The sequence below is a fragment of the Micromonospora sp. NPDC005215 genome (assembly GCF_040607915.1).
In the GTDB taxonomy this organism is placed as follows: domain Bacteria; phylum Actinomycetota; class Actinomycetes; order Mycobacteriales; family Micromonosporaceae; genus Micromonospora.
Genome location: NZ_JBEXHQ010000073.1, coordinates 1 through 26091, shown reverse-complemented (window position 1 = coordinate 26091; position 26091 = coordinate 1). Strand labels below are relative to the sequence as shown.

The window sequence follows — 26091 nt, the reverse complement described above, 5'->3', positions numbered from 1 at the left end:
GTGGGGCGTGGGGCGTGGGGCGTGGGGCGTGGGGCGTGGGGCGTGGGGCGTGGGGCGTGGGGCGTGGGGCGCGGGGCGCGGGGCGCGGGGCGCGGGGCGCGGGGCGCGGGGCGTGGGGCGTGGGGCGTGGGGCGTGGGGCGCGGGCGTGGGGCGCGGGGGGTAGCTCACCTTGGTCGGTACTCGACCTCGGGGCGGCCGGGTGTGCCATAGCGAGGGCTGCGGACCACCCGGTCGACGGTCACCAGGTATTCCAGGTAGCGGCGGGCGGTCACCCGGGAGATGCCGGTCAGCGTGCTCACCTCGGTCGCGGAGAGCCCCACCTGGGTGCGGGTTCCGACGCCGAGGGCGGCGCGTACCCGATCGAGGGTCTGCGCGTCGAGTCCCTTGGGCAGGCTGAGCCCGGCGGCGCCGCGCAGGGTGGCGAACATCTGGTCCACCTCGTGCTGGGCGGCGACCTCCCCGTCGGCGAGGGCCTGCGCGCGGTAGTCGGCGTACCGTTCCAGCTTGTCGCGGAACGCGGCGAACGTGAACGGCTTGAGCAGGTAGTGGGTCACCCCGAGGGACACCGCGGTGCGCACCACCGCCAGGTCCCGGGCGCTGGTCACCGCCAGCACGTCGACGCTGCTGCCGGCGGCCCGCAGTGCCCGGCAGACGTCCAGGCCGTGCAGGTCGGGCAGCCGAAAATCCAGGAGTACGAGGTCCACGTCGCCGCCGCCGCCCGCGCGCAGGGCCGCCATCGCCGCCCGCGCGGTGTGCGCCACCCCGACCACCACGAAACCGGGAACCCGTTCGGTGTACGCGGAATGCGCCTCGGCGAGCAGCGGCTCGTCCTCGACGACCAGCACCCGGATGTCGGTCATGAGCGCTCACCCCCGTTCGGCAGGCGGACGGTGAACAGGCTGCCGCCGCCGTCCGAGCGGCCCACCTCGTAGCTACCGCCGTGCCGGCGGACCACCTGCCCGACCAGCGCCAGGCCGAGGCCCCGGCCGGTGCCGTTGGTGGACCAGCCGCGCCGGAACGCGTCGGCCACCCGCTCGGGGGCCAGCCCGGGACCGCTGTCGGCCACCCGGACCAGCAACTCGTCGTCGACCACACCGACGAAGACCCGCACCCGGCGTGGCGCCGGTGTGAGGGCCACCGCCTCCAGGGCGTTGTCGACCAGGTTGCCGACCACTGTGAGCAGGTCGCCGGTCGGCAGTGGGCTGTCGTCGAGGCGGCAGTCCGGCTCGATGACAAGGTCCACCCCGCGCTCGCCGGCCTGCGCCGACTTGCCCAGCAGCAGCGCCGCCATCGCCGGCTCGGTCACCGCGCCGACCACCCGGTCGGTGAGTTGCTGGGCGAGGGCCAGGTCCCGGGTGCCGAGCCGGACGGCCTCGTCGGGGCGGCCCAACTCCACAAGGGTCAGCACTGTGTGCAGCCGGTTGGCCGACTCGTGGGTCTGCGCCTGCAACGCCTCGGTCAGCGCGCGCACCGAGTCCAGCTCACTGGCCAGGGTGCGTAGCTCGGTCTGGTCGCGCAGGGTCAGCACGGTGCCGAGCACCGTGCCCTCGAAGTGGGTGGTCCGCTGGTTGGCGACCAGCACCCGGTCACCGGCGAGGACGGGCTCGTCGCGGGCGTCGCGCCCGGAGCCGAGCAGTTCGGCCACCGCGGGCGGCAGGTCGATCCCGGCGACCGGCCTGTCGATCACCGGCGCGTTCACGTCGAGCCCCACCAGCCGGCGACCCTCGTCGTTGATCAACGCGACCCGTCGGTCGGTGGTCAGCACCACGAGACCCTCGCGCACCGAGTGCAGAACCGCGTCGTAGTACTCGTACATCCGGGTCATCTGCGCCGGACCGAGACCGTGCGTCTGGCGGCGCAGTCGGCGACTGAGCAGCCAGGAGCCGGTCGCGGCGAGCGCCAGTGCCGGTGCGGCGACACCCAACAGCACCGGCAGCTGGCGGAGCAGCTTACGGTCGATCGCGCGGGTGGTGATGCCCACCGAGACCAGGCCGACGATGCGCCGCTGCTCGTCGTACACCGGAACGACCGCGCGCACCGACTCGCCGAGCGTCCCGACGTTGGTGGTGGTGAACGGGCGGCCCGCCAGGGCGGGCCCGATCTCGCCGACGAACGGCTCGCCGATCCGGTCCTGGGTCGGGTGCGAGAAACGGGTGCGGTCGGGGGCCATCACCACCACGAAGTCGGTGCCCGTGGCCCGCCGGGTCGATTCGGCGTACGGCTGCAGGACGCTGGACGGGTCGGCGGTCGTGAGGGCCGCGCGGACGTCGGGGGAGCGGGCCACGGTCTGCGCCACCGCGAGCACCTCCTGCTGGGCGGCCTGGCGGGAGTCGCTGCGGGCCAGCCAGACGGCACCCGCCGCGCCGGCCAGCACGAGCAGCGTCACCACCATCGCCTGGAGGGCGAAGAGCTGCCCCGCGATGCTCCACTGGCGTCGGGCCACCTCCACCACCTCCTCGTCGCGCCGCCGCCGTTGGCGCGGTTGCGGTGAACAGAATGACCGCAAGGCTGTCAACGGGTGAGACGCGGTTCACATTGTCGCCATGGACACCACCGCATCCGCCACCACACCGGCGCCGGCGGTCCGCCGGGACCGTACCCGTTACCTGTACCTCGCTGTCATCGTGGCCGTGCTCGCCGGCATCGTGGTTGGCCTGGTCGCACCCGATTTCGGCAAGGAACTCAAGCCGATCGGCACCGGCTTCGTCAACCTGATCAAGATGATGATCAGCCCGGTCATCTTCTGCACCATCGTGCTCGGCGTCGGCTCCGTCCGGCAGGCCGCGAAGGTCGGCAAGGTCGGCGGCCTCGCCCTCGGCTACTTCCTCACCATGTCGACAGTCGCGCTGGCCATCGGCCTGGTGGTCGGCAACCTCATCCACCCCGGCTCCGGCCTGAACCTGGGCCAGGACCTCGCGGGCGCGGGCAAGGCCGCCGCCGGCGACGAAGCCGCCGGTACGACGGAGTTCCTGCTCGGGATCATCCCGACCACGATGCTCTCCGCGCTCACCGAGGGCGAGGTGCTCCAGACGCTGCTGGTGGCGCTGCTTGTCGGCTTCGCCGTCCAGGCCATGGGCCGGCGCGGTGAGCCGGTGCTCGGCGCGATCGCCGTCATCCAGCGCGTCGTCTTCAAGGTCCTCGCCATGATCATGTGGCTGGCGCCGCTCGGCGCGTTCGGTGCCATGGCCGCCGTGGTCGGCGCTACCGGCGTGGACGCCCTCAAGAGCCTCGCCCAGATCATGCTGGGCTTCTACGCGACCTGCCTGATCTTCGTGCTGGTGTTCCTCGGCGCGCTGCTCTGGTTCGTGGCCCGGATCTCGATCTTCTCGCTGCTGCGCTACCTCGGCCGGGAGTTCCTGCTGATCCTGTCGACCTCGTCGTCGGAGTCGGCGCTGCCGCGGCTCATCGCGAAGATGGAACACTTCGGGGTGAGCAAGCCGGTCGTCGGCATCACGGTGCCGACCGGATACTCGTTCAACCTGGACGGCACGGCGATCTACCTGACCATGGCGTCGCTGTTCATCGCCGAAGCGCTGGGCAGTCCGCTCTCCATCGGCGAGCAGGTGTCGCTGCTGCTGTTCATGATCATCGCGTCGAAGGGCGCGGCGGGGGTGACCGGCGCTGGCATCGCGACGCTGGCCGGTGGCCTCCAGTCGCACCGACCGGACCTCGTCGACGGCGTCGGGTTGATCGTGGGCATCGACCGGTTCATGTCGGAGGCCCGTGCGCTTACCAACTTCGCCGGCAACGCGGTGGCGACCGTGCTGGTGGGCACGTGGACCGGCGAGTTCGACCGGGACCGTGCGCTCGGAGTGCTGCGCGGCGACGACCCGTTCGACGAGGCGACGATGCTCGACGAGCACGACGACCGAGACAAGGACGAAACGGCGGCACGGGAGTCCACCGAGGACGTTCGCGCCCCGGCCTGACATCGTCCCGATGCTCAGGGGTCGCGCCGGCCGAGGGCGGGCGCGACCCCCGAAAATGAGTGCCGTAGCCCGACTGAGCCGGGGTGCTCCACCTTGACCGGGCAGGCCCCACCCACTCCACAAATGTGCGGACGGAGGCCGACGGGATAGCTAGGGCGCAGCAGCGTTGGCGATGCGAGGCCGTGGGCTGAGCGACGGTTCAGCCGTACAGTTGCGTGCTCGCCTACTCTCGCGCCTTGGGAGACGTTATGGACACGTTCGGTTGGGTTTGCAGCATCATGGCTCTGCTGGCTGCCACGTGGGGCACGGTGGTGCTCGTTACCGGTCGGGCTCCAAAACGGGAACTACGTTTTCTATCCGTCTCGCAGTACGGATGGTTCTGCGTGGGCATGGGCGTGGCATCTGGGCTTCTCGCGCTGAGCGGTCTCGGCGGTTGGTTCAGACCGCTGGCCATCGTCGGCCTCGGCTTGTTCGCTTGGATGAACCTTCGGACCTATCGTCTGCGGCAAAGGGTCACTCGACAGCTAGGCACGACAAGCGACCAGCCGTGACGAGTCCTTGCCTGGCTTCTGGGAGGATGAGGTTGAGCCCCGAGTACGGCGTCGGTGGCTTCACGCCTGTCTCCAGCGTCGTCCAAGTTGGACGGTATACCCGTGTCGATCAGATTCCATTGGCATCTCCGGGTGAGTTCACCTCATTCAGGAGTGATCGCTTCGTGTCTGCACCGAACCGGGTCTGTCAGCGCAGCGGCGCGTAACCTCGTGGGGTGCAGACTTCCGGTGTCGCTCCACTGATCGCGGTACGTGACGTGGCGCGTAGCGTGGCCTTCTATCAGCGGCTGGGCTTCGCGCCCGAGGTGCAGTGGCCGACCTACGCACGGCTGGTCGCCGGCGACGACGCCGTCCTGCACATCGCCGGGCAGGGCCAAGCGCCGCCAGACCGGCCCACCGTCGCGCTCACCGCCCCCGCTCCCGACGCCGTCGCGGTGACCGCGATGGTGGTCCTGCAGGTGCCCGACTGCCGGCGCGCCTGCACCGAGCTTGCCGCATCTGGCGTGCAGCCATTGACCGAGCCGGCAGTGCCCGCCTGGGGCGGCGAGGTACGCGCGTTCGTCTGCGACCCCGACGGTCATCTGATCGAGCTCAACGAACGCCTGCCCTGAGTCATCTCACCCGGGACACCCTCGCAAAAGGGCACTGCCAACGCCGCGAACCTTCCGGCCGGCGCTGTGACATCCGTGGCGATGAGGGTCGGGTGTACCGTCCGAAGTGGTGGCCTGGCGCACTTGACAGTGCGCGTGTGAACGTTAACATCGACAAGCACCACTGCTTGCCGAACCTGGTCGGCGCTCCCGTTGGAGGTCCGATGACGCTCGTCCTCGCGCGTTCCACCGCACGGCGGATAGCCGGGCTCACGGTTTTGATCGTGGTGCTCACCGTCGGCCTCACGGCCATCTCCCCGAAGCCGGTCGCGGCGTGGGACAACGGCACGGCGGACACCCCGCCGATGGGGTGGAACAGCTACGACTCGTTCAACTGGAGCGTCACCGAGTCGGACGTACGGGCCAACGCCGACTACATGCGCGACAACCTGCGCCAGCACGGCTGGCAGTACGTCGTCATCGACTGGGCCTGGTACTACCCGGGCCAGCACAACAACAGCCCCAACCAGGACGCCAACCTCAACCCCCGGCTGCGGATGGACGCCAACGGGCGGTTGCTGCCGGACACCACGCGGTTTCCCTCGGCGGTGGGCAGCAACGGGTTCAAGCCCCTCGCCGACTACGTGCACGCCCAGGGGCTGAAGTTCGGCGTCCACCTGATGCGCGGCATCCCGCGGCAGGCGGTCGCCGACAACGTGCCGATCCTCGGCACCAACTGCCGAGCCAACCAGATCGACAACACCACCACCGCGGCCTGGCTCAACCTGATGTGGGGCCTGAACATGTCCAACGCCTGCGCGCAGGCGTACCTGGACTCGGTCTTCCAGCTCCTGGCCGGCTGGGGTGTCGACTACGTGAAGGTGGACGACATCGCGGCCCCGACCTACCGGCAGGCCGAGGTCGAGGGTTACCGGACCGCGATCCAGCACAGCGGTCGGCCGATGGTGCTGAGCCTCTCGCCCGGCGCGACACCGCTGGCCAGTGGCGGGCACGTGCGGGACAACGCGCACATGTGGCGCATCGTCAACGACCTGTGGGACAACTGGTCGTCGCTCGACGCGCTCTTCGACCAGTTGCGCAACTGGACGCCGTACCGGACGACCGGGGCCTGGCCCGACCCGGACATGATCCCGATCGGGCGGCTGTCGAAGTACGGCCCGGTCGGCGCACCCCGCTACTCCGGGCTCACCGCCGACGAGCAGCGCACGCTCATGACCCTGTGGGCGATCAACCGGGCGCCACTGATGTGGGGCGGCAACCTGGTCGAGAACCGCGCCGCCGAGCTGGCGTTGATGACAAACGCGGCGGTGCTCGCCGTCGACCAGAACAGCGCCAACAACCGCCAGCTCGTCGGCGGCACCCGGCAGGTGTGGACCGCTGACGTTCCGGGCACCGACCACCGGTACGTGGCACTGTTCAACCGCGAGAGCGCCAGCGCCAACCTCTCGGTCAACCTGTCCGACCTGGGCATCGGCTCGGCCACCGTCACCGACCTGTGGTCCGGCGCCGGCCTCGGGACCGCCACGGGCACGCTCACCCGCTCCATTCCCGCCCACGGGAGTGGCCTGTATCGGTTGGCGCCGCTGACCACCACCCCCACGCCGACCACCTACACGGTGGCCGCGCGGCACAGCGGCAAGCTTCTCGACGTCTTCAACGCGTCCACCTCGGATGGCGCCAACGTGGTGCAGTGGTCCGCGAACGGGCAGGCCAACCAGCGGTGGCGGTTCCAGGACGCCGGTGGCGGCTACTCCACGGTGACCAGCGTCAGCAGCGGCAGGTGTCTCGACGTGTACGGCGGCGTGAGCGCCACCGCCGACGGCGTCCGGGTCGTCCAGTGGGCCTGCAACGGCGGCACCAACCAGCAGTGGCGCGTCGAGGACCTCGGGACCGGCTACGTCAGGCTCGTCGCCCGCCACAGCGGGAAGTGCCTCGACGTGTCGAACGCCGCCACCGCGGACGGTGCACAGGCCGTGCAGTGGACCTGCGGCACCGGCACCAGCCAACAATGGCGACGCACCACCGTGTAGCGCTCAGTGGCGGCGTGCCCGCCACATCGTGTGCTCTCTCGATATCGCTGTCTCCGTGTCGTCGACGAACTGCGACAGTTCGGCTTCCGAATCGATCCGGACAGCCAGCGACCCCATGGCGGCAAGTTCCTGGCTGGCCAGGGCATAGGCCGTCGCCACCACAGCGTGTTGCCTCGTCTGCGTCCACGCCGCGCCGGCCGCGACCGCTGCCGCGGCTATCCCCAGCAGGTCGACGTCGATGAGCCCGGCGGCCCTCGACATCGCCAGGGTCACTCCCACGATCTCCAGCACGAGCATGCCGACCGACCAGCGTGACGCGCGTGCCCGATTCGACAGCGACCGCTCGGCGTACCAGGACCGCTGGCCCTCAAGGCGGCCGGTCAGGTACGCGGCCCGGCGGTCCACGAGCGAGCCGGCGCGTAGTGACCGCATTCCGTCCGTGATCTGTTGGCCGGTCACGGCGGGGGCCGCCAGCCCGGCGGCGGACATGTCCCAGGTCAGGCCCAACAGTCGGTTGGTGAATTCCTCGACACATTCCGAGTCGCTTCGCGACCGCGGGAATGGATGCGCCGCGGTGGCGAATCGCCACGTCAGCGACTTGATGGACTCCGAGAGGGCCCTTCCGACATACCACTGCTCGTTGGGGCGATTGGTGAGCAGGAAAACCTCGACGATCGAGGTGGCGGCAAAAGCGCCCGCGGCGAGCGCCGGACCCAGGACGAAGTCGTCGAGTTTCCAGGTGGCGACTCCCGCCACCGCCGCCAGCAGCAGCAGGGACAGCCGCAGCGCCATCAGGGTTGCGAACACCCGCTGCCCGCGCTGTGACTCGTGGGACACGGCCCGCTGGAACGGCGGAAGATCCTCGGCGTTCAGCATGGCGTTGACCTCCCGACGGAACCCTCACTAGACAGTAGAGGGTGGCGTCTATGTCCGGTCGGCCCTCTCGGCGGTGATTCGTCGCGAAACCCGCCGCCACCGGCAGGCTCCGAGCGAGAATGGTTGGTCGGGAAGGGGTGCTGCGACGAACCGGGAGAGCAGGCGTGCTCGCGACCAGCATCCTCGGCCGGCTCCGCCGCCGTGACCCGGGAGATGCCGTCCTGCGGCGAGCGGCACGGCTGACACTCGTCGCGTCCGTTGTCTTCTACGGCTGCCGGTACGGCGCGGGCAGCTCGGTGCTCGCCACCTACGGCCTGTTCGGCACCATCGCCGCCGGGTCGTTCGCGCAGTTGCCCGGTCCGGCGCCGCAACGGGCGCGAATCCTCGTCACGTCACTACCGGCGGTCTGGGCGCTGATCGCCGCGGGCTCGTTGTTGGCGTGGAGCACGTGGTCGGCCGCCGGCGGGATGCTGGTCATCGGGTTCGTCGTGGCGTTCGCCGGGGTGGGCAACCCGCGGCTGGTGGGGTTGGCCAGCGCGTTCCAACTCTTCTACATCCTGGCGTCCTTCCCGCCGTACCAGCCGGGCACCCTGCCGGAGCGACTCGGCGGCGTCACGCTCGCCATCGTGCTGCTCGCCGCGGCGGAGGTGCTGCTCTGGCCCGATCCGGTGCCGGTCTCCTACCGGCAGCGCCTCGCCGCCGCGGCGGACGGCGTCGCGGCGTTCCTCGACGTCGCCGCCGAGAGGTTGACCGACCCGTACACCGGCCCGGGTGGTCGGGACCCACGTCGCGAGCGGGCGTACGACCTGGTGGCCGCCATCGAATTGGGCCGCAACCCCCCGGAGTGGGCACCGACCGCGGCGGGCGCCCAGGATCGGGCGTTGCGGATCTGCGCGTCCGCGCTCCGCGAGGCGCTCGCCGAGGCGGACCGGTTGGCGGCGGACGCGCCGCCCGAGCCGATGGGAGACCTGACGGCGGCACGTCTGCTGCGCTCGTGCGCGGACACGACCCGCGCCGCCGGCCGGACCCTGGCACCGGGTGCCCCGCCGGTGGGTCTCGACGACCTGGACGCCGCGATCGGGCGAGCCGAGACGGCGTACGTCGCCGGAGAGGGCGACGGCCACGACCCGCCGGACGTGTCCCGGTTGTGCCGGGACGCGACGGCGCTGGCCCTCGCCGACCAGACCCGGGTCTTCGCCGTCGGCGTCCGGGTGGCCGGCGGGTCGCTGACCGACGGCGAGGACACCCACGCGGGGCTCTTCGAGTACGCGCGGCACAGCCCGTGGCGGCTGTACTGGTGGCAGTTCCGCTCCCACCTGGCACCCCGCTCCGCCCACCTGCACAGCTCCCTGCGGCTGGCCGTGGCGCTCGCCATCGCCCGGGTGGCCGCCGGGGTGCTGCAACTGACCCACGGCTTCTGGGTGCTGCTGGCCACCCTCACCGTCCTGCGTACCTCGGCCGCCGACACCCGCACCGCCCTGCGGCCGGCCGTGCTGGGCACGATCGCCGGTGCCGTCGTCAGCGGCGGGCTGATGCTCGTCATCGACCAGCCGATCGTGTACGCCGTCGTCCTGCCGGTGACCCTGATGCTGGCCTTCGGCGTCGGTCGCCTGCTCGGTCCGGTCTGGCAGCAGGCGCTGTTCACCCTGCTGCTGACGGTCGTCTTCGCCCAGCTCAGCCCCGAAGGGTGGCGGCTCGCCGAGACCCGCCTCGTCGACGTGCTGCTCGGCGCGGTGATCGGCGTGCTCGCCGGCGTGGCGATGTGGCCGCGCGGCGCGAGCCACGATCTGCGGCACAACGCGACAGGCTATCTGGGGGCCAGCGCGGACGCCGTCGAGCAGACCGTGCTGGCGATCCTCGGCGGTGCTCCGCCTCCCGACCGTGCCCTCGACCGGGTCCGGCGCCGAATGATCCTTGTCGACTCGTCGTACTGCCAGTACCACTCGGAGCGCCACCATCCGCACCGACAGCAGGTGAACTGGGACGCCGTCCTGAGCGCCGGGCACCACGTGGTGCCCGGCGCGGAGTCGCTGCTGCGCCGCAACCCGCCCGGCTGCCTCGCCGGCTGGCCGGCGGCGGCCGTCCTGCTGCGGGACTCCGCCGCGCGACTGCGCTCGGCGTACGACGACGTCGCTCGCGAGGTGGCGCACGATCGTGCCTCGGGCCCGAGGTCCGACCCGACGGGCTGCGCCGACGAACTGGACCGGGTCCGTCCGCTGCTCAGCGAGGCCGACCCACAGTCGGTTCGCCAGTTGGTGGAGGTCGACCGGTGGCTCTCCGGTCTCGCCGACAGTGTTGCTCGGATCCACCCGCCCATCGATAGCGCGCCGGCCGGCCGGCGCGGGGTGCTGTGACGAATGGCGGTCGTGTGAAAGGTGGCCGTAACTACAGCAGGAATAGCCGAGCGCAGCATGTGGTTATCCATCGATCTCGGCAGTCCTAACTCACCGCCACGCCGAAAGCCAGCGCCACAAGTGGGGGAGCTGCACCAGTCGCCGCACCATCTACCAGCGCCGCCCCACCTCCTACCACCGCAGCGGCTGCACCACCATCAGCCGCGCCAAAGCCAAAGGTGTACAGCGGGCGCGGTGACGACGTCGTGAAGGTCGGTAACCTCACCGACCTGGGCATCATCAAATTCTCATGCCCGCGATGCACCAGCAATACCGTCCTCAAGTCGGACGGTCCGGACGGGAAGTGGACGTTGACGGTGGGAAGCGTCGACCAGATTGCGTCAACCGCCCGGAGAAGATCACCCATTCAAAGGGCGAGAGCAACTTCGTGGTGGAGTCATACAATCTGGAGTCGGGGGAGGGTGGCCTGCTGATCAATGAGATTGGTGGGTACTCGGGTACCCGGCCATTGGACGCGCCAGCGCTGGTACAGGTGACCGCCGACGGCAACTGGTCAATTAATCCCGCTTGAAGCGTGACAAGGAGTCGGTCACCTTTACGGGTGGCCGGCTTCGTCGTTTCCGCCCACGCCTAGACGACGGGGCTGCGGACGCAGCGAAAAGCGCTCGCCATCCGCTGTGGCTGCCCGCCATCTCGATGTGCTGGTGAGCGGTATACCTCAGAGGTATAAATATGACTCTGAGGTATACCGCTCACTATCGCAACCGCCCCCCACGGAAGTGACCGACGGTCACCGTCGGCCGTCGGCCGTCGGCCACAGCCCGAGCCAGGGCCAGGGAATTACTCGTGTGGCAGACGAAGACGCTGCTCGACGGATGTCGGCGAGCGAATACTTGGTGTCATGTCGCTCGCCCTGGCCCATCCAGCCTCTCGCCGATGTGACCGATCCGGTGCCCCAACCAGTCATGGAGTGTGGGAGTCCACCGGAGCACGGGAGTGAACAATGGATCAGAACCTGCGGGTGCTCTTCGACCGGGCGATCGTCGACGAGCCCGTACTGCCGTCGAACGACCTGGCTGGCGTGGCGATGGCGGCCGGCACCAGCCTGCGCCGACGCCGGCAGCGCCTGGTGACGGCGGGCGCGGCGGCCGTGGCCGCCATCGCGGCGGTCGGGGTGGTGAACGTGGCGGCGCCACCGCAACCCTCAGCCCCGGAACCGACGACCGTGCCGGCGGCGTTCGGCATGCTGGTGAACAAGGCGTGCGAGTTTCCCGCCCGGACGACCGCGACCGACGCCACGGTCTTCCTCGCCGACGACATCACCGCGCCGGAGCGCGACGCGGTCAATCGCGCGCTGGACGCCGATCCGGCGGTCGGGACCCTGGTGTTCGTGAGTCGCGAACAGGCGCTGATCAACTACAGGAAGGCGTACGCGGACGCGCCCGAACTCGTCGCCAGCGTCCGGGCCAGCCAACTGCCGGAGTCGTTCCGGATCACGCTCGTCGCCCGGTCCTCGTACGCGAGGTTGGCTGCCCGGGTCGATCGCATGCCCGGGGTCGACGAGATCATCGGCATCGACTGCCCCGCCGGCACGAGCGCTTCGGCGGTCGACTGATGGCAGGCGTTCGCTGGGGCGCGGCCCGGCGGCGCGAGCAGACCGCCCGGCAGGCGGAGTTCACCGCCTTCGTCGAGACCACCGCGCCGAGACTGCGACGGACCGCCTACCTGATGTGCCGCGACTGGCACCTGGCGCAGGACCTGACCCAGACCACCTTCGCGAAGATGTACGCGAACTGGGGCCGGATCCGGCACACCACGAACCTCGACGCGTACAGCCGTCGCGTCCTCATGAACGCCGTCTTCGACCAGGCGAAGCGGCGCAGCGCCGCCGAGATCGTGCTGGCCGAGCTGCCCGAGGCGTCGCCCCAACGGCTCGACGACACCGCGGAGTTGCACGTCACCCTGCTTCGGGCGTTGGCCACCCTGCCCCTTCGGGACCAGGCCATCGTCGTGCTCCGGCACTGGGAGGACCAGAGCGTCGAGGCCGTCGCCAGCACCCTCGGCGTCTCCGTGTCGGTGGTCAAGACGCAGAACGCCCGCTCGCTGACGAGGTTGCGGACGGTGCTCGGCCAGGACTTCGTCCGGATCTGACAGGCCGCCGGTCGCCGATTGGTCGTGCCCGTTCGACGCCGCCTCGCCTAGCGTCGACGAGATGGAGATCGAGCAGGCGCAGAAGCTGTGGCAGCCGGAGCCCGGCTGGTTGAACACCGCCTCCTACGGGTTGCCGCCCGAGCCGGCGTGGACGGCACTACAGGACGCCCTGGGCGCGTGGCGGGTCGGCCGCACGTCGTGGGAGGGCTGGGGCGAGGCGGTGCACCGGTCCCGTACCGCGTTCGCCGACCTGATCGGGGTGCCGGCCGGTGACGTCGCCGTCGGCGCGGCCGTGTCGCAGATCCTCGCGCCGGTAGCGGCGGCGCTGCCGGCCGGGGCGACGGTGGTGGTTCCCGATGTCGAGTTCACCTCGAACCTGTTTCCGTGGCTGGTGCAGGAGGAGCGCGGGGTCAAGGTCCGTACGGTGCCGCTGGACGCTCTGGTCGACGCGATCGACGCCGGCACCGACGTTGTCGCGTTCAGCCTGGTGCAGTCGGCCGACGGGGCGGTGGCGGCGTACGACGAGATCGTGACCGCGGCCCGCGCGCACGGCGCGTTGGTGGTGGTGGACGCGACCCAGGCGTGCGGCTGGCTGCCGTTCGACGGGAGCCGGGCCGACGTGGTGGCAGTGGGTGGCTACAAGTGGCTGATGAACCCGCGCGGTACCGCGTTCGCCTATCTGGCCCCGGCGCTGCGGGACCGGCTGCGCCCCGACGCCGCCGGCTGGTACGCGGGCCGCGACCCGCACGCCTCCTACTACGGCCCGCCGCTGCGGCTGGCCGACGACGCCCGCCGGTTCGACATCTCGCCGGCCTGGTTCAGCTGGGTCGGCGCGGCACCGGCGCTGGAGGTGGTCGCCGAGATCGGCGTGCCGGCGATCCGGGCGCACGACGTGGCGCTGGCCAACCGGTTCCTGGCCGGGCTGGGCCGACCGCCGGGGGAGAGCGCCATCGTCAGCGTGGACGTGCCGGACGCGGAGCAGCGCCTCGCGGCGGCCGGCATTCGCGCGGCGGTCCGCGCCGGACGGGTCCGTGCCTCCTTCCACATCTACTCCACCGAGGCCGATGTGGACGCGGCGCTGGAGGCGTTGACGGGATGACTCCGCTCAGGCGAGGTGACCACCGATCCTGGTGTAGCCGCGCAGCAGGTCCCGCGAGATGATCAGCCGCTGCATCTCGTCGGTGCCCTCGAAGATCCGGTAGAGCCGGACCTGCCGGTACCAACGCTCGATGGGCAGCTCCCGGGTGTAGCCCATGCCGCCGTGGATCTGGAGCACCCGGTCGACCACCCGGTTGACCATGCCGGCGCCGTAGAGCTTGCCCATCGACGACGCGTGCCGGGGATCCAGGCCCTGATCGACCGTCCACGCCGAGCGCAGCACGAGCCACCGGGCCGCCTCCAGCTCGGTCTCCGAGTCGGCGATCATCCACTGGATGGCCTGGTTGGTGCCGATCTTCGTGCCGAACGTCTCCCGGGTGTTGGCGTAGTCGATGGCCATCTGCAGCACCCGCTCGGCGATGCCGATGGCGTGTGACGGGATGGTGTAGCGGCCCTTGCCGATCCACTCCATGCCCAGCGTGAAGCCCTGCCCGATCTCGCCGAGGATGTTGCGGTGCGGCACGCGGACGCCGTCGAAGATGAGCGACGCGGGGCCGCCCTCGCCCATGGTCTGGATGAACTCCGAGCGCCAGCCCATCGTCCGGTCCACCAGGAAGGCGGTGGCCCCGCCGTTGCGGGCGCCCTTCTCCCGGTCGGTCACCGCGACCACGATGGCGAAGTCCGCGTCGTGGCCGCCGGTGATGAAGGTCTTCTCGCCGTCCAGGACCCAGTCGTCGCCGTCGCGGCGCGCGGAGAGCCGGATGTTCGCGGCGTCCGAGCCGGCTCCCGGCTCGGTGATCGCGAAGCAGGAGCGCCGCTCGCCCTCGATGGTCGGGATGAGGAACTCCCGCTTCTGCTCCTCGGTGGCGTGGAACAGGATGTTGTCGGCCTCGCCGCCGAAGCGGAAGGGCACGAACGTGCGGCCCAGCTCCGTCCAGATCAACGACTGGAGTACGGCCGGCAGGTTCATCCCGCCGTACTCCTCGGGGGTGGCCAGGCCCCAGAAGCCGAACTTGCGGGCCTTGCGTTGCAGCTCGCGCACCTCGGAGTGGTCCAGGCCCGGCTGGTGCGCCCGCTCCCGGCGGAGCACCTCGGCTTCCAGGGGCATCACCTCGCGGCTCATGAACGACCGGACGGTGTCCCGCACCGCCCGCTCCTCGTCGGTCAGCGAAAAGTCCACGGTGGTCCTCCTGGCGTCGGCGCTGCCGGTCACCCTTAAACTAGCGGTGCAAGTTTTGCCGCGTCCAGACCCCCACCGCCGAGACCCGCGAGGAGCGCAGTGCCCCGACCCCGCCAGCCCCGGCTCACCCGGCAGCTGATCGTCGAGACAGCGACCGCGCTCATCGACGCCGAGGGACTGCCCGCCTTCTCCACCCGGCGGCTCGCCGCCGAGTTGGGCGTCCGCGGGCCGTCGCTCTACAACCATTTCGCCACCAAGGACGAGATCCTCGACGCGGTCGCCGACACCGTCACCGGCGCCGTCGACACCAGCGGCTTCGCCAGCCGGGACTGGGCCGCCGCGCTGCGCGACTGGGCCTGGTCGTACCGGCGGGCGCTCACCGCGCACCCGAACATCGTGCCGTACCTGGCGCAGGGGCCGGGCCGTCGACCGGCCGCGCTGGCCATGGCCGACGCCGTCTACGGCGGGCTGGTCCGCGCCGGCTGGCCGCCCGCCCGCGCCACCCACATCGGCGCCGCCCTGCGCTACTTCGTGGCCGGGTCGGCGCTCGGCTCGTTCGCCCGTGGCTTCGTCGAGGACCCGGAGCTGTACGCCGCGCACTACCCGCACCTGCGGCAGGCACACCGGCTCGCCGAGCACCAGCAGAGCGTGGACGAGGGCGCCTTCGCCCTCGGCCTGGACGCGTTGCTGCACGGTCTGGCCGCCGAGTACGCCCGCACCGTCGACCCGGTGGAGTCCGCCCGGCCGAGCGGGTAGCGTCCAAACTCCCAGCGCTAGTTTCATCGCCCGTCGCGATCCGTCGCCCACGCCCGTCGCCCACCCCCGAAGGGACGCCATGGACCTCGCCGCCCCGCCGTCGCAGCTGCCCGACACCCTGCGCCTCCGGCGTCACCTGCACATCGGCGGCGAGTGGGCCTCTCCCGCCGGCACCGACGTGCTCGACGTGGAGAATCCGAGCACCGGCGAGTCGGTCGGGCAGGTGCCCGCCGGCACGGCAGCCGACGTGGATCGCGCCGTCGCCGCTGCCCGCGCCGCCTTTCCCGGCTGGGCGTCCACCGCTCCCGACGAGCGTTCCGCCCACCTCGACCGGTTGCACGCCGCGCTCGCCGCCCGCGCCGACGACCTCACCCGCACCATCGCCGTGGAGCTGGGCTCGCCGCTCAGGTTCGCCGCCCGGGTCCAGGTCGGGCTGCCGTTGACAGTGCTGCGCGACCACGTCGCGCTCGCCGCCCGACCACCCGTCGAGGAGAGCGTCGGCAACTCGCTTGTCGTCCGGGAGCCGATCGGCGTGGTCGGCGCGATCACCCCGTGGAACTACCCGCTGCACCAGGTGCTGGCGAAGCTCGCGCCCGCGCTGGCCGCCGGTTGCACTGTGGTGCTCAAGCCCAGTGAGTTGACCCCGTTGACCGCGTACCTGCTGTTCGACGCGGTCACCGAGGCCGGGTTGCCGCCGGGGGTGCTCAACCTGGTCCCCGGCACCGGGCCGGTGGTCGGCGAGGCTTTGGCCGGGCACCCCGACGTCGACCTGGTCTCGTTCACCGGCTCCACCGCCACCGGTGCCCGGATCATGCGGGTCGCCGCCGACCGGATCGCCCGGGTCGCGCTGGAGCTGGGCGGCAAGTCCGCCAACGTGATCCTCCCCGACGCCGACCTGCCCAGCGCGGTCAAGGTGGGCGTCGGCAACGCCCTGCTCAACTCCGGGCAGACCTGCACCGCGTGGACCCGGATGCTTGTGCACCGCGACCGGTACGCCGAAGCACTCGACCTGGTCGCCGCGGCGGTGGCCGGCTACCGGCTCGGCGACCCGTTCGATCCGGCCACGCGGCTCGGCCCGCTGGTCTCCGCCGCTCAGGCCGAGCGGGTGCGCGGCCACATCGACCGGGCGCTGGCCGACGGTGCCCGGCTGGTCGCCGGCGGCCCGGACGCTCCGGTGCCGGCCCAGGGACACTTCGTCGCCCCGACCGTCTTCGCCGACGTGCACCCCGACAGCGCGCTCGCCCAGGAGGAGGTCTTCGGTCCGGTCCTCGCCGTCCTTCCCTTCGGCGACACCGACGAGGCGGTCGCCATCGCCAACAACTCGCGGTACGGGCTGGCCGGCGCGGTCTGGTCCGCCGACACCGACGCGGCGCTGGCGGTGGCCCGGCGGTTGCGCACCGGCGCTGTCGACATCAACGGTGCCCCGTTCAATCCGCTCGCCCCGTTCGGCGGCTACAAGCAGTCCGGCCTGGGCCGGGAGTTGGGCGTGCACGGGCTCGCCGAGTTCTGCGAGCTGAAGGCGATCCAGCGATGAACGCCCCCGAGCCGTCCCCGGCCGTGCCGGGCGGCGACGCGCCGGTCACCGTCCGCGCGCTTGTCGCGCGCGGGGCCGGTGCCGAGCTGCGAATCGAGCGGGTACGCCTGCCCGCGCCCGGCCCCGGCGAGGTGCGGGTGACGATCCGGGCCGCCGGCGTCTGCCACTCCGACCTGTCCATGGTGAACGGCACCATCGCCGCGAGGTTCCCGCTGGTGCTCGGGCACGAGGCGACCGGCGTGATCGCCGAGGTCGGGCCGGGCAGCGGCCTGCGGGTCGGCACCCCGGTGGTACTCAACTGGGCGCCGGCCTGTCGGGCCTGCTGGTGGTGCCGCAACGACGAGCCGTGGCTCTGCGCCGACACCACGGCCCCGACCGTGCCGCGCGGCGAGACCGACGACGGTCTTCCGCTGCACCTGACCCTCGGCCTCGGCGCGCTCGCCGAGGCGGTGGTGGTGCCCGAGAACGCCGTCATCCCGATCCCCGCCGGTCTGCCTCCGGAGCGGGCCGCGCTGCTCGGCTGCGCGGTGCTCACCGGTGTCGGCGCGGTCCACAACACGGCCCGGGTGGCGCCCGGCGAGTCGGTTGCGGTGATCGGGCTCGGCGGGGTCGGGCTCGCCGTGCTCACCGCCGCCCGCCGGGCCGGGGCCGCGACGATCCTCGCCGTCGACGTCGCCGAGGCCAAACGGGACCTGGCCCTCGCCGCGGGGGCGACCGACTTCCTGCTCTCCGACGACCGGCTCTCCAAGGAGGTACGGGCGCGCACCGAGGGTCGGGGCGTCGACCACGCCTTCGAGTGCGTCGGCCGCGCCACCACCATCCGCGCTTCCTGGCGGTTGACCCGGCGCGGGGGAGTGGTGACAGTGGTCGGCATGGGCGCCAAGGACGACATGGTCAGCCTCGGCGCGCTCGACATCTTCCACTCCGCCCGTACCCTGCGCTCCTCGGTGTACGGCTCGTCCGACCCGGACCGCGAGGTGCCCGCGCTGGCTGCCGAGCTGGCCGATGGCGCGCTGGATCTGCGCGCGTTGGTCAGTGGCACGATCCCGCTGGACGACGCGCCCACGGCGTTCGCCCGGCTGGCGCGGGGCGAGGGCGCTCGCTGGGTGGTCACCCTGGACTGAGTCGAGCGGGTCTGCCGCGACGGCGCCCTCCGACGCTCGTCACATCCGCGCCCGCAGCACGTCGACCTCGCAGCCTGGCGACGAGGGGTCGAAGCCGTGCTCGACCAGCCAACGGATCGCCGTCGAGCCGAGCGCGAGCACGGGCGGCTTGCGCCAAAGGACCCCATCGCCATCCCCACGGGTTTTCGGGGACGAGTGGCGTGCTTGGCCAGGTGCCCTGGGCTGACTCCGGACGGGCCATCCCTGGGCACCCGGGCGACGAGAGCCGTGCGACTGGTCAGAAGGGTGGCGCGTCCTCGCCCATCAGCGCCAGCACGACGCCGCCCTTGCCACTCTTGAGGCCCTGGACCACGACCTTGCCGGTGCTGCCGTCGGGCAACTCCAGGGTGAAGGTCTTGCCGACCGCGTTCTTGGGGCCGTTGCCGGCGCTGTTGGCGGGTCGGAAGTCGCCTGCCCAGGGCGGAGTTCCGCCCTTACGGGCGGGCTCGGCGAAGAGCGCGGCGGTGCCGGGAGTCCTGGTGCCGTCGGCGGAAAGGAGCACTGAGGCGCTGCGAAAGGTAGCCATATGCGCCAAGGCTAACCCGGAGCGGGTCCGTTTGCGGCACCACAACTGCCCGTGCCGGCGATTTGATAGCCACCTGTTGCGTACCGCGTCATACCTAGCAGTATTATGCATCGTACTTCTAGGGTTAGGGGTGGGAGGCTTCATGAAGGTCGCCAAGGATCTGGTCGCCGCCTCGGCGACACCGATGGTGCTCGGCATCCTGGCCGAGGGCGAGAGCTACGGCTACGCCATCCTCCGGCGGATCAACGAGCTGTCCGGAGGCGAGCTGGACTGGACCGAGGGGCTGCTGTACCCGTTGTTGCACCGGCTTGAGCGCCTCGCCTATCTGGAGTCGAGCTGGCAGGCGGTCGCCGGTGAGCGGAAGCGCAAGTACTACCGCATCACCGACCGGGGCCTGGCTGAGCTGGCCGAGCAGCGCCGGCAGTGGGACACCGTCGTGGGCGCGCTCAAGGAGATCTGGCACGACGGTGCGCCACTGATGGTGCACCCGCTGGGTGGCCTCGCATGACGACACACGATGGGCCGGAGGAGCTGGAAGCGCAGTTCGCGCAGTGGCGCCAGTACGTGCTGCGCCGCAGCGAGCTGCAGGCGGTCGACGCCGACGAGCTGGAAGACCACCTTCGCGGCTCCGTCGACGAGCTCATCGCCGCCGGCCTGAGCCCGGATGAGGCGTTCCTGGTCGCGGTGAAACGGATGGGCAGCCTCGACGACCTCTCCCGCGAGTTCGCCCGGGAACACTCGGAACGGCTGTGGAAGCAGTTGGTGTTGACCGGCGACTCCGGCGGTCCGGTCGCCGGCACGCGCTCCCGCCGGGACCTGTGGGTCATGCTCGGCTGCGCGGCGGGCGCGGTGGTGTCCGTCAAGGCGCCCGCACTGTTCGGGCTGAGCTTCGACGACGACGGCTCGTTCTACGCGCGCAACGCCACAGTGTTCGCGCTGCCCTGGCTGGCGGCGTTCCTGGCCTGGCGCCGACAGGCCCGACCGGCGGTGATCGCGGTGCTGGTGGCGCTCTTCGCCCTCGGCGTCGGGGCGGCCAACGCGTACCCCCTGGCCGACGACTCGCAGTCCGTGGTCGTCACCACCGTCCACCTTCCCATCGCCCTGTGGCTCGTTGTCGGTCTGGCCTACGTGGCCGACGACTGGCGCTCGTCTCGTCGACGCATGGACTTCATCCGCTTCACCGGCGAGTGGTTCATCTACTTCGTACTGATGGCCCTCGGTGGCGGCGTGCTCGCCGCGTTCCTGTTCAACACCTTCGCGGCCATCGGAATCGTTCCGGAGGCGTTCATCTCGCAGTGGCTCCTGCCCTGCGGCGCCGCGGCCGCGGTCGTCGTGGCCGGGTGGCTGGTCGAGGCCAAGCAGAGCGTCGTCGAGAACATCGCGCCGGTGCTCACCCGGCTGTTCACGCCGCTCTTCACTGCCGCCCTGCTCGCCTTCCTCGTCGCCGTGGTCTGGACCAGCCGCGGCATCGACGTCGAGCGCGAGACGCTGATCCTCTTCGACCTGCTGCTGGTCGTGGTGCTGGGGCTGCTGCTCTACTCGCTCTCGGCCCGTGATCCGCTGGCCCCGGCCGGCCCGTTCGACACACTCCAACTCGCGCTCGTGATCAGCGCGTTGGCCATCGACGTGCTGGTGCTGGTGGAGATCACCGGGCGCATCACCGACGAGTACGGCGGCACGCCCAACCGGGCGGCAGCGCTCGGCGAGAACGTGATCCTGCTTGTCAACCTCGTGTGGTCGGCGTGGCTCCTGCTGGCCTTCATCCGCCGGCGCACGCCGTTCGCGACGCTCGAACGGTGGCAGACCGGCTACCTGCCGGTGTACGCCGCGTGGGCCTGGATCGTGGTCCTCGTCTTTCCCCCGTTGTTCAGCTACGCCTAGACGCCGGGCTGCCGGTGTTCGGCTCGTCCGACCCGGACCGGGAGGTCTCCCCAACCAGGTGGTTGACAGTTCGTCACACAGATGCTGAACTATCAACCAACCGCTTGGTTGGGGATGACTGAGGATGACTGAACAGCTCGACCGCCGGCAGGCGCTGGTCCGTGCGGCCTTCTCGGCGATCGCCGAGGGTGGCTTCGAGGGGTTCCGGCTGCGGCCGATCGCTGCCGCGGCAGGCATCGATCACTCCACCCTGCACCACTATTTCCGGACCAAGGCCGATCTGATCGCCGCCGTGCTCGAGCACGTGACCAGCCAATTCGAGGCCACAATGCACAACGATCTGGAACCCGCCGCCCGGTTGCGGCAACACCTCAGCGAGATTGCCGCCGCCGTCGCGCACCGGCCCGAGTTGTTCGTCGTGCTCGATGAGCTCGACCTTCGCGCTCGACGGGACGAGTCCACCGGGCTCGATATCGAGCGCGACGAGCAGGGTTGGCGGGACGCGCTTGCGGCGATCTTCACCGAGGGCATCGAGCGACACGTCTGGTCGGTGGACCTCGACGTCGCTGCCAGCGTCGAGCTGGTGATCGCCACCGTCAAGGGCATTCGCCTGCGTCCCGACAAGGCCGAGTCGGTTGTCAACCAACTGTGCGATCTCTTCTCACCAGAAAGACTCACCCATGCCTGACGTACTCATCGTCGGTGGTGGCATCGGCGGCCTCGCTCTCGCCCAGGGTCTGCGCAAACACGGCATCAACGCCGCCGTGTACGAGCGTGACCGGCGCCGCGACGACCGGGTGGATCGCTACCGGCTCGCGATCAACCCGGCGGGTAGCCGGTCGCTGCGTGCGTGCCTGCCCGAGCGACAGTGGCAGTCGTTCACGGACACCGCGGGCCGGCCCGGCGGCGGTTTCGGCTTCCTGGGCACGGACCTGCGCACGCTGGTCCTCGTCGAGGACGCGATCATGTATCCCGACCAGCCCGACCCCGCTGAACGGGCCTACCCGGTCGACCGTCACACGCTGCGCGGCGTCCTCCTCGACGGACTCGACGACGCCGTCCACTACGACAGGGCATTCGAACGCTACGAACTCGCCGCTGACGGTCGCCCCACCGCGCACTTCGCCGACGGAACGTCCGCCACCTGCGACGTCCTGGTCGGCGCCGACGGGATCAACTCCCGGGTGCGCGCGCAGTACCTGCCGACCGCCACGCAGCGGGACACCGGTGCGATGGGCGTCGGGCTCAAGTTGCCGCTGAACGACGCCACCCGAGCCTGGTTACCCGCCCGGCTGGCCGAGGGCATGAACCTCATCGTGACCGGTGCGCCGCACTTCCTGTTCACCTCCGTCTTCGAACGCCAGAAGCCGGTGGGGGACGACTATCTGCTGTGCGCGTTCGTCGCCCGTAACGAGCTGTTCCCCTCGCGTCCGGAGCGCCTCGACGGCCCACAGTTGAAGGCGTACATCGCCGGGCTGATCACGGACTGGCACCCGGCGCTACGCCAACTGATCGACGAGTGTCCACCAGACGAGGTGAGCGCGTTTCCGTTCCAGGCGTCCGACCGTCCCGCGCCCTGGGCGCCCTCCCGGGTGACAGTGCTCGGCGACGCCGTGCACGGCATGCCACCGGCCGGCGGTAACGGCGCCAACACCGCGCTGCGCGACGCCGCCCTGCTCACCCGCCAGTTGTCGCTGGCCGGCACCGGCCACCTGCCGCTGCTGGACGCGATTGGCGAATACGAGACCGACATGCGCGAGTACGGATTCCAAGCCGTCGACCTGGCCATGAGGACCCTCCAGCAGGGCATGACGAGCAACCCGGTCAACGTGGGTCTGACCCGTAGCTGGTTCAGCCTCTGCGACATCGCGTCACCACTGCGGCGGATGACCTTCGGCACGAGCTGGGCAAAGATCAGCGCTCCCCGGCACTGGGAGCGGGCCGCCACCAGCTGACCAGCTGGTCCGCTCAGCGTCGGTCACTTGCCGGTGACGATGCCCGGGTTGATGCAGAGGCCCGGGTTGGCGCCGTTCTTCTCGGCGATCTCCAGACAACGGGTCACCTTGTCGACAGTCGCGTTGGTCTCGGTGATCTGCTTGGAGATCTCGGCGTTCTTGCGGTCCTGCTCCAGGTTGCGGGTCTGGGCCAGCTTGTCCTGGAACGCCTTGATGTTGCCCTCGGTCTTGTCGTCGTGGTTCACCCGGGTGATGGTCACCGAGAGGATGTCCACGTCGGTGGTGAGCCGGGTCTCCGCGTTGGTCTTGATGTTCGCCGCGAACGGCTTCAGGTCGACGTTGAGGTCGCCGGTCTGGGCGTCGATCTTTTCGAGCGGGTTGTACGCGGCGAAGGCGTCGTTGACCGCGCTGTCCAGCTGCACGCCCACCCGCTGGCCCCGGAAGCTGTCGAAGTCGCCTTTGTAGTCCATGAACTGCTTCGGCGCGTTCTCCGGCTTGACCTGCCACTCGATGAGGACCTCGACGCAGGCGTCGGCGAGCGTGCCGGTGCGGACCCGTACGCAGTTGTCGCCGCCGATGTGGTCGTACTTCTGCCGGCCGGCGTCCCACTCGCCGACCTTCTGCCAGGGGGCCACCCACTTCAGGCCGGAACCGGTCACCTCGCCGGTGGGCTTGCCGAAGCTGGTGACGATGCCGACCGAGCGGATGGGCACCGAGTGGGCGCTGGAGGCGATCCCGACCAGCAGGGTGAGGGCGAGGAAGCCGAGCGCCGCGAGAGCGGCCACCCGCTTCAGTGCTCGTGTGGGCGTGACGAGGGCCAGGACGGAGCTGACCGCCAGGGCGGCGGCGAAGACGATCGCCGTGGTGAAGCCGACAGGCATGGGGTGGGGACCTTCCGCGGGGCTGTGTGGATCATCAACCTACGAGGTCCGGTCAAGGTCACGCGACGTGCTGTTGTGGCGCGGCGCTGGGGCAGCGCCGCCGGGTCGGCCCACCGGCTGGCGGCCCGCCGCCGGTGAATCCCGCGCCGGCGCATCCGCCGCGCGCCGTTTCAGCGAACCCCCGGGTAGGGAATGTCTATCCGGGGGTACGTCTGGTGCTGACCGAGCCGATGCCGGCGGAGACCGTGGAGATCGCGCACAAGCGGGTCTCGCTGGCTGCCGAGGACCTGGACGGCAACGCCGTCGCCACGCTGGTGCTGGCGGTGGCCGAGGCCTGGGGAGTGCCGGCGCTCTGGGAGCAGGTCTGCCGCCCGTTGCTGGTCCGGCTGCCGGGGCGTACCGCCGCCGAGGTCGCCGTCGAGCATGCCCTCTGCGAGGGCGTCCGGGTCGGATTGGACGTGCACCGCCGGGAGCCGGGCCGGTCCCTGCCCACCGGCGGGGTGCTGGTGGCCGGTGCCGAGAGGGAGGCGCACTGCCTCGGTCTGCACGCGCTCGCCGCCGCGCTGCGCGAGCATGGTCGTGGCTGTCTGCATCTCGGGCCCGCGCTGCCCTGGCCGGCGCTGACCAGCGCGGTGTACCGGGCCCGCCCGCACACCGTCGTGCTCTGGTCGCAGACGCCGGTCACCGGCCGCGCGTACCGCCTGGTGCGCTTTGCCCGGGACTTCCCCCACCTGCGGGTGTACGGCGCGGGGCCGGGTTGGATCGAGCCACTCACCGCGCCGGCGGCGCATCTGGACTCGCTACCGACCGCTGTCGCCGCCTGTCTGGCCGTCGCTCCCGGTCGTGACGCCCACCACATACGATACGGATCGGTGCCGTATCGTTAATGCACGTCGTAGGCTGACCCGCGTTACGAGTCTGACCCGTATCGTATTGCGCCGCGGGGAAAAGCGTGGGGGGAAAACCAGGCATGGAGCTGCACAACAACACCGGCCACCCGAGGAGGTGGGCGATCCTGGGGGTGCTGGTGATCAGCCTCCTGGTGGTCGTGCTCGACAACACGATCTTGAACGTCGCCCTGCGCACCCTGGCCGATCCGGTGCACGGCCTCGGCGCCAGCCAGGGCGAGCTGGAGTGGTCCATCAACTCCTACACGCTGGTCTTCGCCGGGCTGCTGTTCACCTTCGGGGTGCTCGGCGACCGCGCCGGCCGTAAGCGCTTCCTGATGATCGGCCTGGTGCTGTTCGGCCTGGCGTCGCTGCTCTCCGCGTACGCCCAGAGCCCCGCCCAGCTCATCGCGGCCCGTGCCCTGATGGGAGTCGGCGGCGCGGCCATCATGCCGGTAACGCTGTCGATCATCTCCAACGTCTTCGACCCCCGTGAGCGTGGTCGGGCCATCGGTGTCTGGGCCGGAGCCGTCGGCCTCGCCGTGGCCATCGGCCCGATCCTCGGCGGCGCGCTGCTGGAGCACTTCTGGTGGGGTTCGGTCTTCCTGATCAACGTGCCGGTGGTCGTCGCCGGCGTGGTGCTGGTGGGGCTGCTGGTCCCCGAGTCGCGTGACCCGCGACCGGGCCGGATCGACGTGCTCGGCGTGCTGCTCTCCGTGGTCGGCCTGGTCGCCCTCTCCTACGGCATCATCGACGGCGGCGAGCACGGCTTCGACCGCCCGATGGCCTGGGGTTCGATAGTGGTCGGCATCGCGGTGCTCGCCTGGTTCGTGCAGCACGAGCGGCGCAGCGACCACCCGTCGCTGGACGTCCGGCTGTTCAGGGTGCCCCGCTTCGCCGCGCCGGTCGCCATCGTCGGCCTGGTGTTCTTCGCCGCGATGGGCTCGATGTTCTTCGGCTCGTTCTACCTGCAACTCGTGCGCGACTACAGCCCGTTGCAGACCGGTCTGCTCTTCCTGCCCTTCGCCGGCGCCCAACTGGTCTTCGCGCCACGCAGCGCCGCGATGGTCCGCCGCTACGGCGGTAAGGCCGTCGCCACCGTCGGGCTGGCGCTGACCGTGGTGTCCCTCGGCGCCTTCGTCTTCATCGGCGCCTCCACCCCGATCTGGATCGTGCTGCTCGTCTTCCTCATCCAGGGCGCCGGGATGGCCAACATCATGCCGCCCGCCACCGAGTCGATCATGTCGGCGCTGCCCCGGGAGAAGGCCGGCGTGGGCTCCGCGGTCAGCAACACCATCCGACAGGTGGCCGGCGCGCTCGGCGTGGCCGTCCTCGGATCGGTGCTCTCCGCGGTCTACCGCAGCGACATCGGTGACGCGCTGACCGGCCTGCCCACACAGGCCCGCGACGCGGCCAACGAGTCGATCTCCGGGGCGTACGCGGCGGCGGGCCAGCTCGGCCCGGCGGCGCCGACGCTGATCTCGGCGGCCAACGACGCCTTCGTCACCGCCATGCACTGGGCGGCCGGGCTCTCCGCGGTGATCGCCGCGCTCGGGATCATCGTGGTGCTGCGCTGGATGCCGGGTCGGGAGGAGACCAGCGTCGTCGCCCCGGCGGCCCCGGTTGCCGAACCCGAGTTGGCCGGCACGGCATAGGTGCGGGAAGAATGGCGGACATGACGTCCACCGCGGATGCTCCGCGGTCGCCCGGGCGACCGCGGAGCATCC

23 protein-coding genes are annotated in these 26091 nt (G+C 70.9%); 17 read left to right on the top strand and 6 right to left on the bottom strand.

Features of this window, described 5'->3' with window-relative positions; translation table 11 throughout:
• Positions 1-165 precede the first annotated feature (165 nt).
• Complete coding sequence (locus tag ABZU25_RS32605) at positions 166-861, bottom strand: response regulator (RefSeq protein ID WP_355033199.1); 696 nt, start codon at positions 859-861, stop codon at positions 166-168.
• Complete coding sequence (locus ABZU25_RS32600) at positions 858-2444, bottom strand: sensor histidine kinase (protein WP_355033198.1); 1587 nt, start codon at positions 2442-2444, stop codon at positions 858-860. Before ABZU25_RS32600 ends, ABZU25_RS32605 begins: the two co-directional genes overlap by 4 nt.
• A gap of 100 nt (positions 2445-2544) precedes the next feature.
• On the opposite strand from ABZU25_RS32600, the gene ABZU25_RS32595 reads away from it, so the two are divergent.
• The 3 genes from ABZU25_RS32595 (at position 2545) to ABZU25_RS32585 (ending at position 7122) form a co-directional block, all read left to right on the top strand.
• Positions 2545-3930, top strand: coding sequence for a cation:dicarboxylase symporter family transporter (locus tag ABZU25_RS32595; protein ID WP_355033197.1), 1386 nt, complete (start codon positions 2545-2547; stop codon positions 3928-3930).
• 766 nt (positions 3931-4696) lie between these two features.
• Positions 4697-5092 (top strand): VOC family protein, encoded by a 396-nt coding sequence (locus ABZU25_RS32590; RefSeq protein WP_355033196.1) that lies wholly within the window; start codon positions 4697-4699, stop codon positions 5090-5092.
• Positions 5093-5295: 203 nt separating this feature from the next.
• On the top strand, positions 5296-7122 hold the full coding sequence (locus ABZU25_RS32585) for an RICIN domain-containing protein (protein WP_355033195.1): 1827 nt from the start codon (positions 5296-5298) through the stop codon (positions 7120-7122).
• Positions 7123-7125: 3 nt separating this feature from the next.
• On the opposite strand, the gene ABZU25_RS32580 is transcribed toward ABZU25_RS32585, so the two are convergent.
• Positions 7126-7998 carry a DUF4231 domain-containing protein gene (locus ABZU25_RS32580; RefSeq protein WP_355033194.1) on the bottom strand — a complete coding sequence of 291 codons (873 nt, stop codon included), beginning with the start codon at positions 7996-7998 and terminating at the stop codon, positions 7126-7128.
• Positions 7999-8162: 164 nt separating this feature from the next.
• On the opposite strand from ABZU25_RS32580, the gene ABZU25_RS32575 reads away from it, so the two are divergent.
• The 5 genes from ABZU25_RS32575 to ABZU25_RS32555 all read left to right on the top strand — a co-directional run bounded on the left by ABZU25_RS32575 (position 8163) and on the right by ABZU25_RS32555 (position 13602).
• Positions 8163-10352 carry an FUSC family protein gene (locus ABZU25_RS32575; RefSeq protein ID WP_355033193.1) on the top strand — a complete coding sequence of 730 codons (2190 nt, stop codon included), beginning with the start codon at positions 8163-8165 and terminating at the stop codon, positions 10350-10352.
• Between the two features lie 298 nt (positions 10353-10650).
• Complete coding sequence (locus ABZU25_RS32570) at positions 10651-10923, top strand: hypothetical protein (RefSeq protein ID WP_355033192.1); 273 nt, start codon at positions 10651-10653, stop codon at positions 10921-10923.
• 432 nt (positions 10924-11355) lie between these two features.
• Entirely contained in the window at positions 11356-11967 is a 612-nt protein-coding gene (locus ABZU25_RS32565; RefSeq protein ID WP_355033191.1) for a permease-like cell division protein FtsX, read from the top strand.
• The gene (locus ABZU25_RS32560) at positions 11967-12503 is read left to right on the top strand and encodes a SigE family RNA polymerase sigma factor (RefSeq protein WP_355033190.1); all 537 of its coding nucleotides are present in this window, start codon (positions 11967-11969) and stop codon (positions 12501-12503) included. The genes ABZU25_RS32565 and ABZU25_RS32560 overlap by 1 nt, the downstream gene beginning before the upstream one ends.
• Positions 12504-12564: 61 nt before the next feature.
• Positions 12565-13602, top strand: coding sequence for an aminotransferase class V-fold PLP-dependent enzyme (locus ABZU25_RS32555; RefSeq protein WP_355033189.1), 1038 nt, complete (start codon positions 12565-12567; stop codon positions 13600-13602).
• 6 nt (positions 13603-13608) lie between these two features.
• Here the strand turns inward: ABZU25_RS32555 and ABZU25_RS32550 are convergent, their stop codons facing one another.
• The gene (locus tag ABZU25_RS32550) at positions 13609-14781 is read right to left on the bottom strand and encodes an acyl-CoA dehydrogenase family protein (RefSeq protein WP_355033188.1); all 1173 of its coding nucleotides are present in this window, start codon (positions 14779-14781) and stop codon (positions 13609-13611) included.
• A gap of 99 nt (positions 14782-14880) precedes the next feature.
• Between ABZU25_RS32550 and ABZU25_RS32545 the strand changes: the two genes are divergently transcribed.
• The 3 genes from ABZU25_RS32545 (at position 14881) to ABZU25_RS32535 (ending at position 18195) form a co-directional block, all read left to right on the top strand.
• Positions 14881-15537, top strand: coding sequence for a TetR/AcrR family transcriptional regulator C-terminal domain-containing protein (locus tag ABZU25_RS32545; RefSeq protein WP_355033187.1), 657 nt, complete (start codon positions 14881-14883; stop codon positions 15535-15537).
• Between the two features lie 79 nt (positions 15538-15616).
• Complete coding sequence (locus tag ABZU25_RS32540) at positions 15617-17071, top strand: aldehyde dehydrogenase family protein (protein ID WP_355033186.1); 1455 nt, start codon at positions 15617-15619, stop codon at positions 17069-17071.
• A complete protein-coding gene (locus ABZU25_RS32535) occupies positions 17068-18195 on the top strand; it encodes a zinc-binding dehydrogenase (RefSeq protein ID WP_355033185.1) in 1128 nt (375 codons plus the stop codon). Before ABZU25_RS32540 ends, ABZU25_RS32535 begins: the two co-directional genes overlap by 4 nt.
• Before the next feature lie 277 nt (positions 18196-18472).
• Here ABZU25_RS32535 and ABZU25_RS32530 read toward each other — a convergent pair whose 3' ends face one another.
• Positions 18473-18760 (bottom strand): hypothetical protein, encoded by a 288-nt coding sequence (locus tag ABZU25_RS32530; protein WP_355033184.1) that lies wholly within the window; start codon positions 18758-18760, stop codon positions 18473-18475.
• 142 nt (positions 18761-18902) lie between these two features.
• Here ABZU25_RS32530 and ABZU25_RS32525 point away from each other — a divergent pair, with 142 nt between their 5' ends.
• The 4 genes from ABZU25_RS32525 to ABZU25_RS32510 all read left to right on the top strand — a co-directional run bounded on the left by ABZU25_RS32525 (position 18903) and on the right by ABZU25_RS32510 (position 22596).
• Complete coding sequence (locus tag ABZU25_RS32525) at positions 18903-19268, top strand: PadR family transcriptional regulator (protein WP_355033183.1); 366 nt, start codon at positions 18903-18905, stop codon at positions 19266-19268.
• On the top strand, positions 19265-20641 hold the full coding sequence (locus tag ABZU25_RS32520; protein ID WP_355033182.1) for a permease prefix domain 1-containing protein: 1377 nt from the start codon (positions 19265-19267) through the stop codon (positions 20639-20641). Before ABZU25_RS32525 ends, ABZU25_RS32520 begins: the two co-directional genes overlap by 4 nt.
• A gap of 124 nt (positions 20642-20765) precedes the next feature.
• Positions 20766-21329, top strand: a complete 564-nt coding sequence (locus ABZU25_RS32515; RefSeq protein WP_355033181.1) for a TetR/AcrR family transcriptional regulator — start codon at positions 20766-20768, stop codon at positions 21327-21329.
• Positions 21322-22596: an FAD-dependent monooxygenase gene (locus tag ABZU25_RS32510; RefSeq protein WP_355033180.1), complete on the top strand. Its 1275-nt coding sequence runs from the start codon at positions 21322-21324 to the stop codon at positions 22594-22596. Before ABZU25_RS32515 ends, ABZU25_RS32510 begins: the two co-directional genes overlap by 8 nt.
• 23 nt (positions 22597-22619) lie before the next feature.
• Here the strand turns inward: ABZU25_RS32510 and ABZU25_RS32505 are convergent, their stop codons facing one another.
• Positions 22620-23477 carry a stomatin gene (locus ABZU25_RS32505; RefSeq protein WP_355033179.1) on the bottom strand — a complete coding sequence of 286 codons (858 nt, stop codon included), beginning with the start codon at positions 23475-23477 and terminating at the stop codon, positions 22620-22622.
• Between the two features lie 215 nt (positions 23478-23692).
• Here ABZU25_RS32505 and ABZU25_RS32500 point away from each other — a divergent pair, with 215 nt between their 5' ends.
• Complete coding sequence (locus ABZU25_RS32500; protein WP_355033178.1) at positions 23693-24364, top strand: transcriptional regulator; 672 nt, start codon at positions 23693-23695, stop codon at positions 24362-24364.
• Between the two features lie 83 nt (positions 24365-24447).
• Complete coding sequence (locus ABZU25_RS32495; protein WP_355033177.1) at positions 24448-26019, top strand: MFS transporter; 1572 nt, start codon at positions 24448-24450, stop codon at positions 26017-26019.
• Positions 26020-26091: the final 72 nt, after the last annotated feature.

Bases quoted from the DNA above. Each gene is read 5' to 3' on its own strand.
- ABZU25_RS32580 (WP_355033194.1), bottom strand. From the start codon at position 7,998: ATGCTGAACGCCGAGGATCTTCCGCCGTTCCAGCGGGCCGTGTCCCAC.
- ABZU25_RS32540 (WP_355033186.1), top strand. From the start codon at position 15,617: ATGGACCTCGCCGCCCCGCCGTCGCAGCTGCCCGACACCCTGCGCCTC.
- ABZU25_RS32570 (WP_355033192.1), top strand. From the start codon at position 10,651: ATGCACCAGCAATACCGTCCTCAAGTCGGACGGTCCGGACGGGAAGTG.
- ABZU25_RS32560 (WP_355033190.1), top strand. From the start codon at position 11,967: ATGGCAGGCGTTCGCTGGGGCGCGGCCCGGCGGCGCGAGCAGACCGCC.
- ABZU25_RS32510 (WP_355033180.1), top strand. From the start codon at position 21,322: ATGCCTGACGTACTCATCGTCGGTGGTGGCATCGGCGGCCTCGCTCTC.
- ABZU25_RS32525 (WP_355033183.1), top strand. From the start codon at position 18,903: ATGAAGGTCGCCAAGGATCTGGTCGCCGCCTCGGCGACACCGATGGTG.
- ABZU25_RS32505 (WP_355033179.1), bottom strand. From the start codon at position 23,477: ATGCCTGTCGGCTTCACCACGGCGATCGTCTTCGCCGCCGCCCTGGCG.
- ABZU25_RS32495 (WP_355033177.1), top strand. From the start codon at position 24,448: ATGGAGCTGCACAACAACACCGGCCACCCGAGGAGGTGGGCGATCCTG.
- ABZU25_RS32565 (WP_355033191.1), top strand. From the start codon at position 11,356: ATGGATCAGAACCTGCGGGTGCTCTTCGACCGGGCGATCGTCGACGAG.
- ABZU25_RS32555 (WP_355033189.1), top strand. From the start codon at position 12,565: ATGGAGATCGAGCAGGCGCAGAAGCTGTGGCAGCCGGAGCCCGGCTGG.
- ABZU25_RS32605 (WP_355033199.1), bottom strand. From the start codon at position 861: ATGACCGACATCCGGGTGCTGGTCGTCGAGGACGAGCCGCTGCTCGCC.
- ABZU25_RS32595 (WP_355033197.1), top strand. From the start codon at position 2,545: ATGGACACCACCGCATCCGCCACCACACCGGCGCCGGCGGTCCGCCGG.
- ABZU25_RS32520 (WP_355033182.1), top strand. From the start codon at position 19,265: ATGACGACACACGATGGGCCGGAGGAGCTGGAAGCGCAGTTCGCGCAG.
- ABZU25_RS32530 (WP_355033184.1), bottom strand. From the start codon at position 18,760: ATGGCTACCTTTCGCAGCGCCTCAGTGCTCCTTTCCGCCGACGGCACC.
- ABZU25_RS32515 (WP_355033181.1), top strand. From the start codon at position 20,766: ATGACTGAACAGCTCGACCGCCGGCAGGCGCTGGTCCGTGCGGCCTTC.
- ABZU25_RS32535 (WP_355033185.1), top strand. From the start codon at position 17,068: ATGAACGCCCCCGAGCCGTCCCCGGCCGTGCCGGGCGGCGACGCGCCG.
- ABZU25_RS32585 (WP_355033195.1), top strand. From the start codon at position 5,296: ATGACGCTCGTCCTCGCGCGTTCCACCGCACGGCGGATAGCCGGGCTC.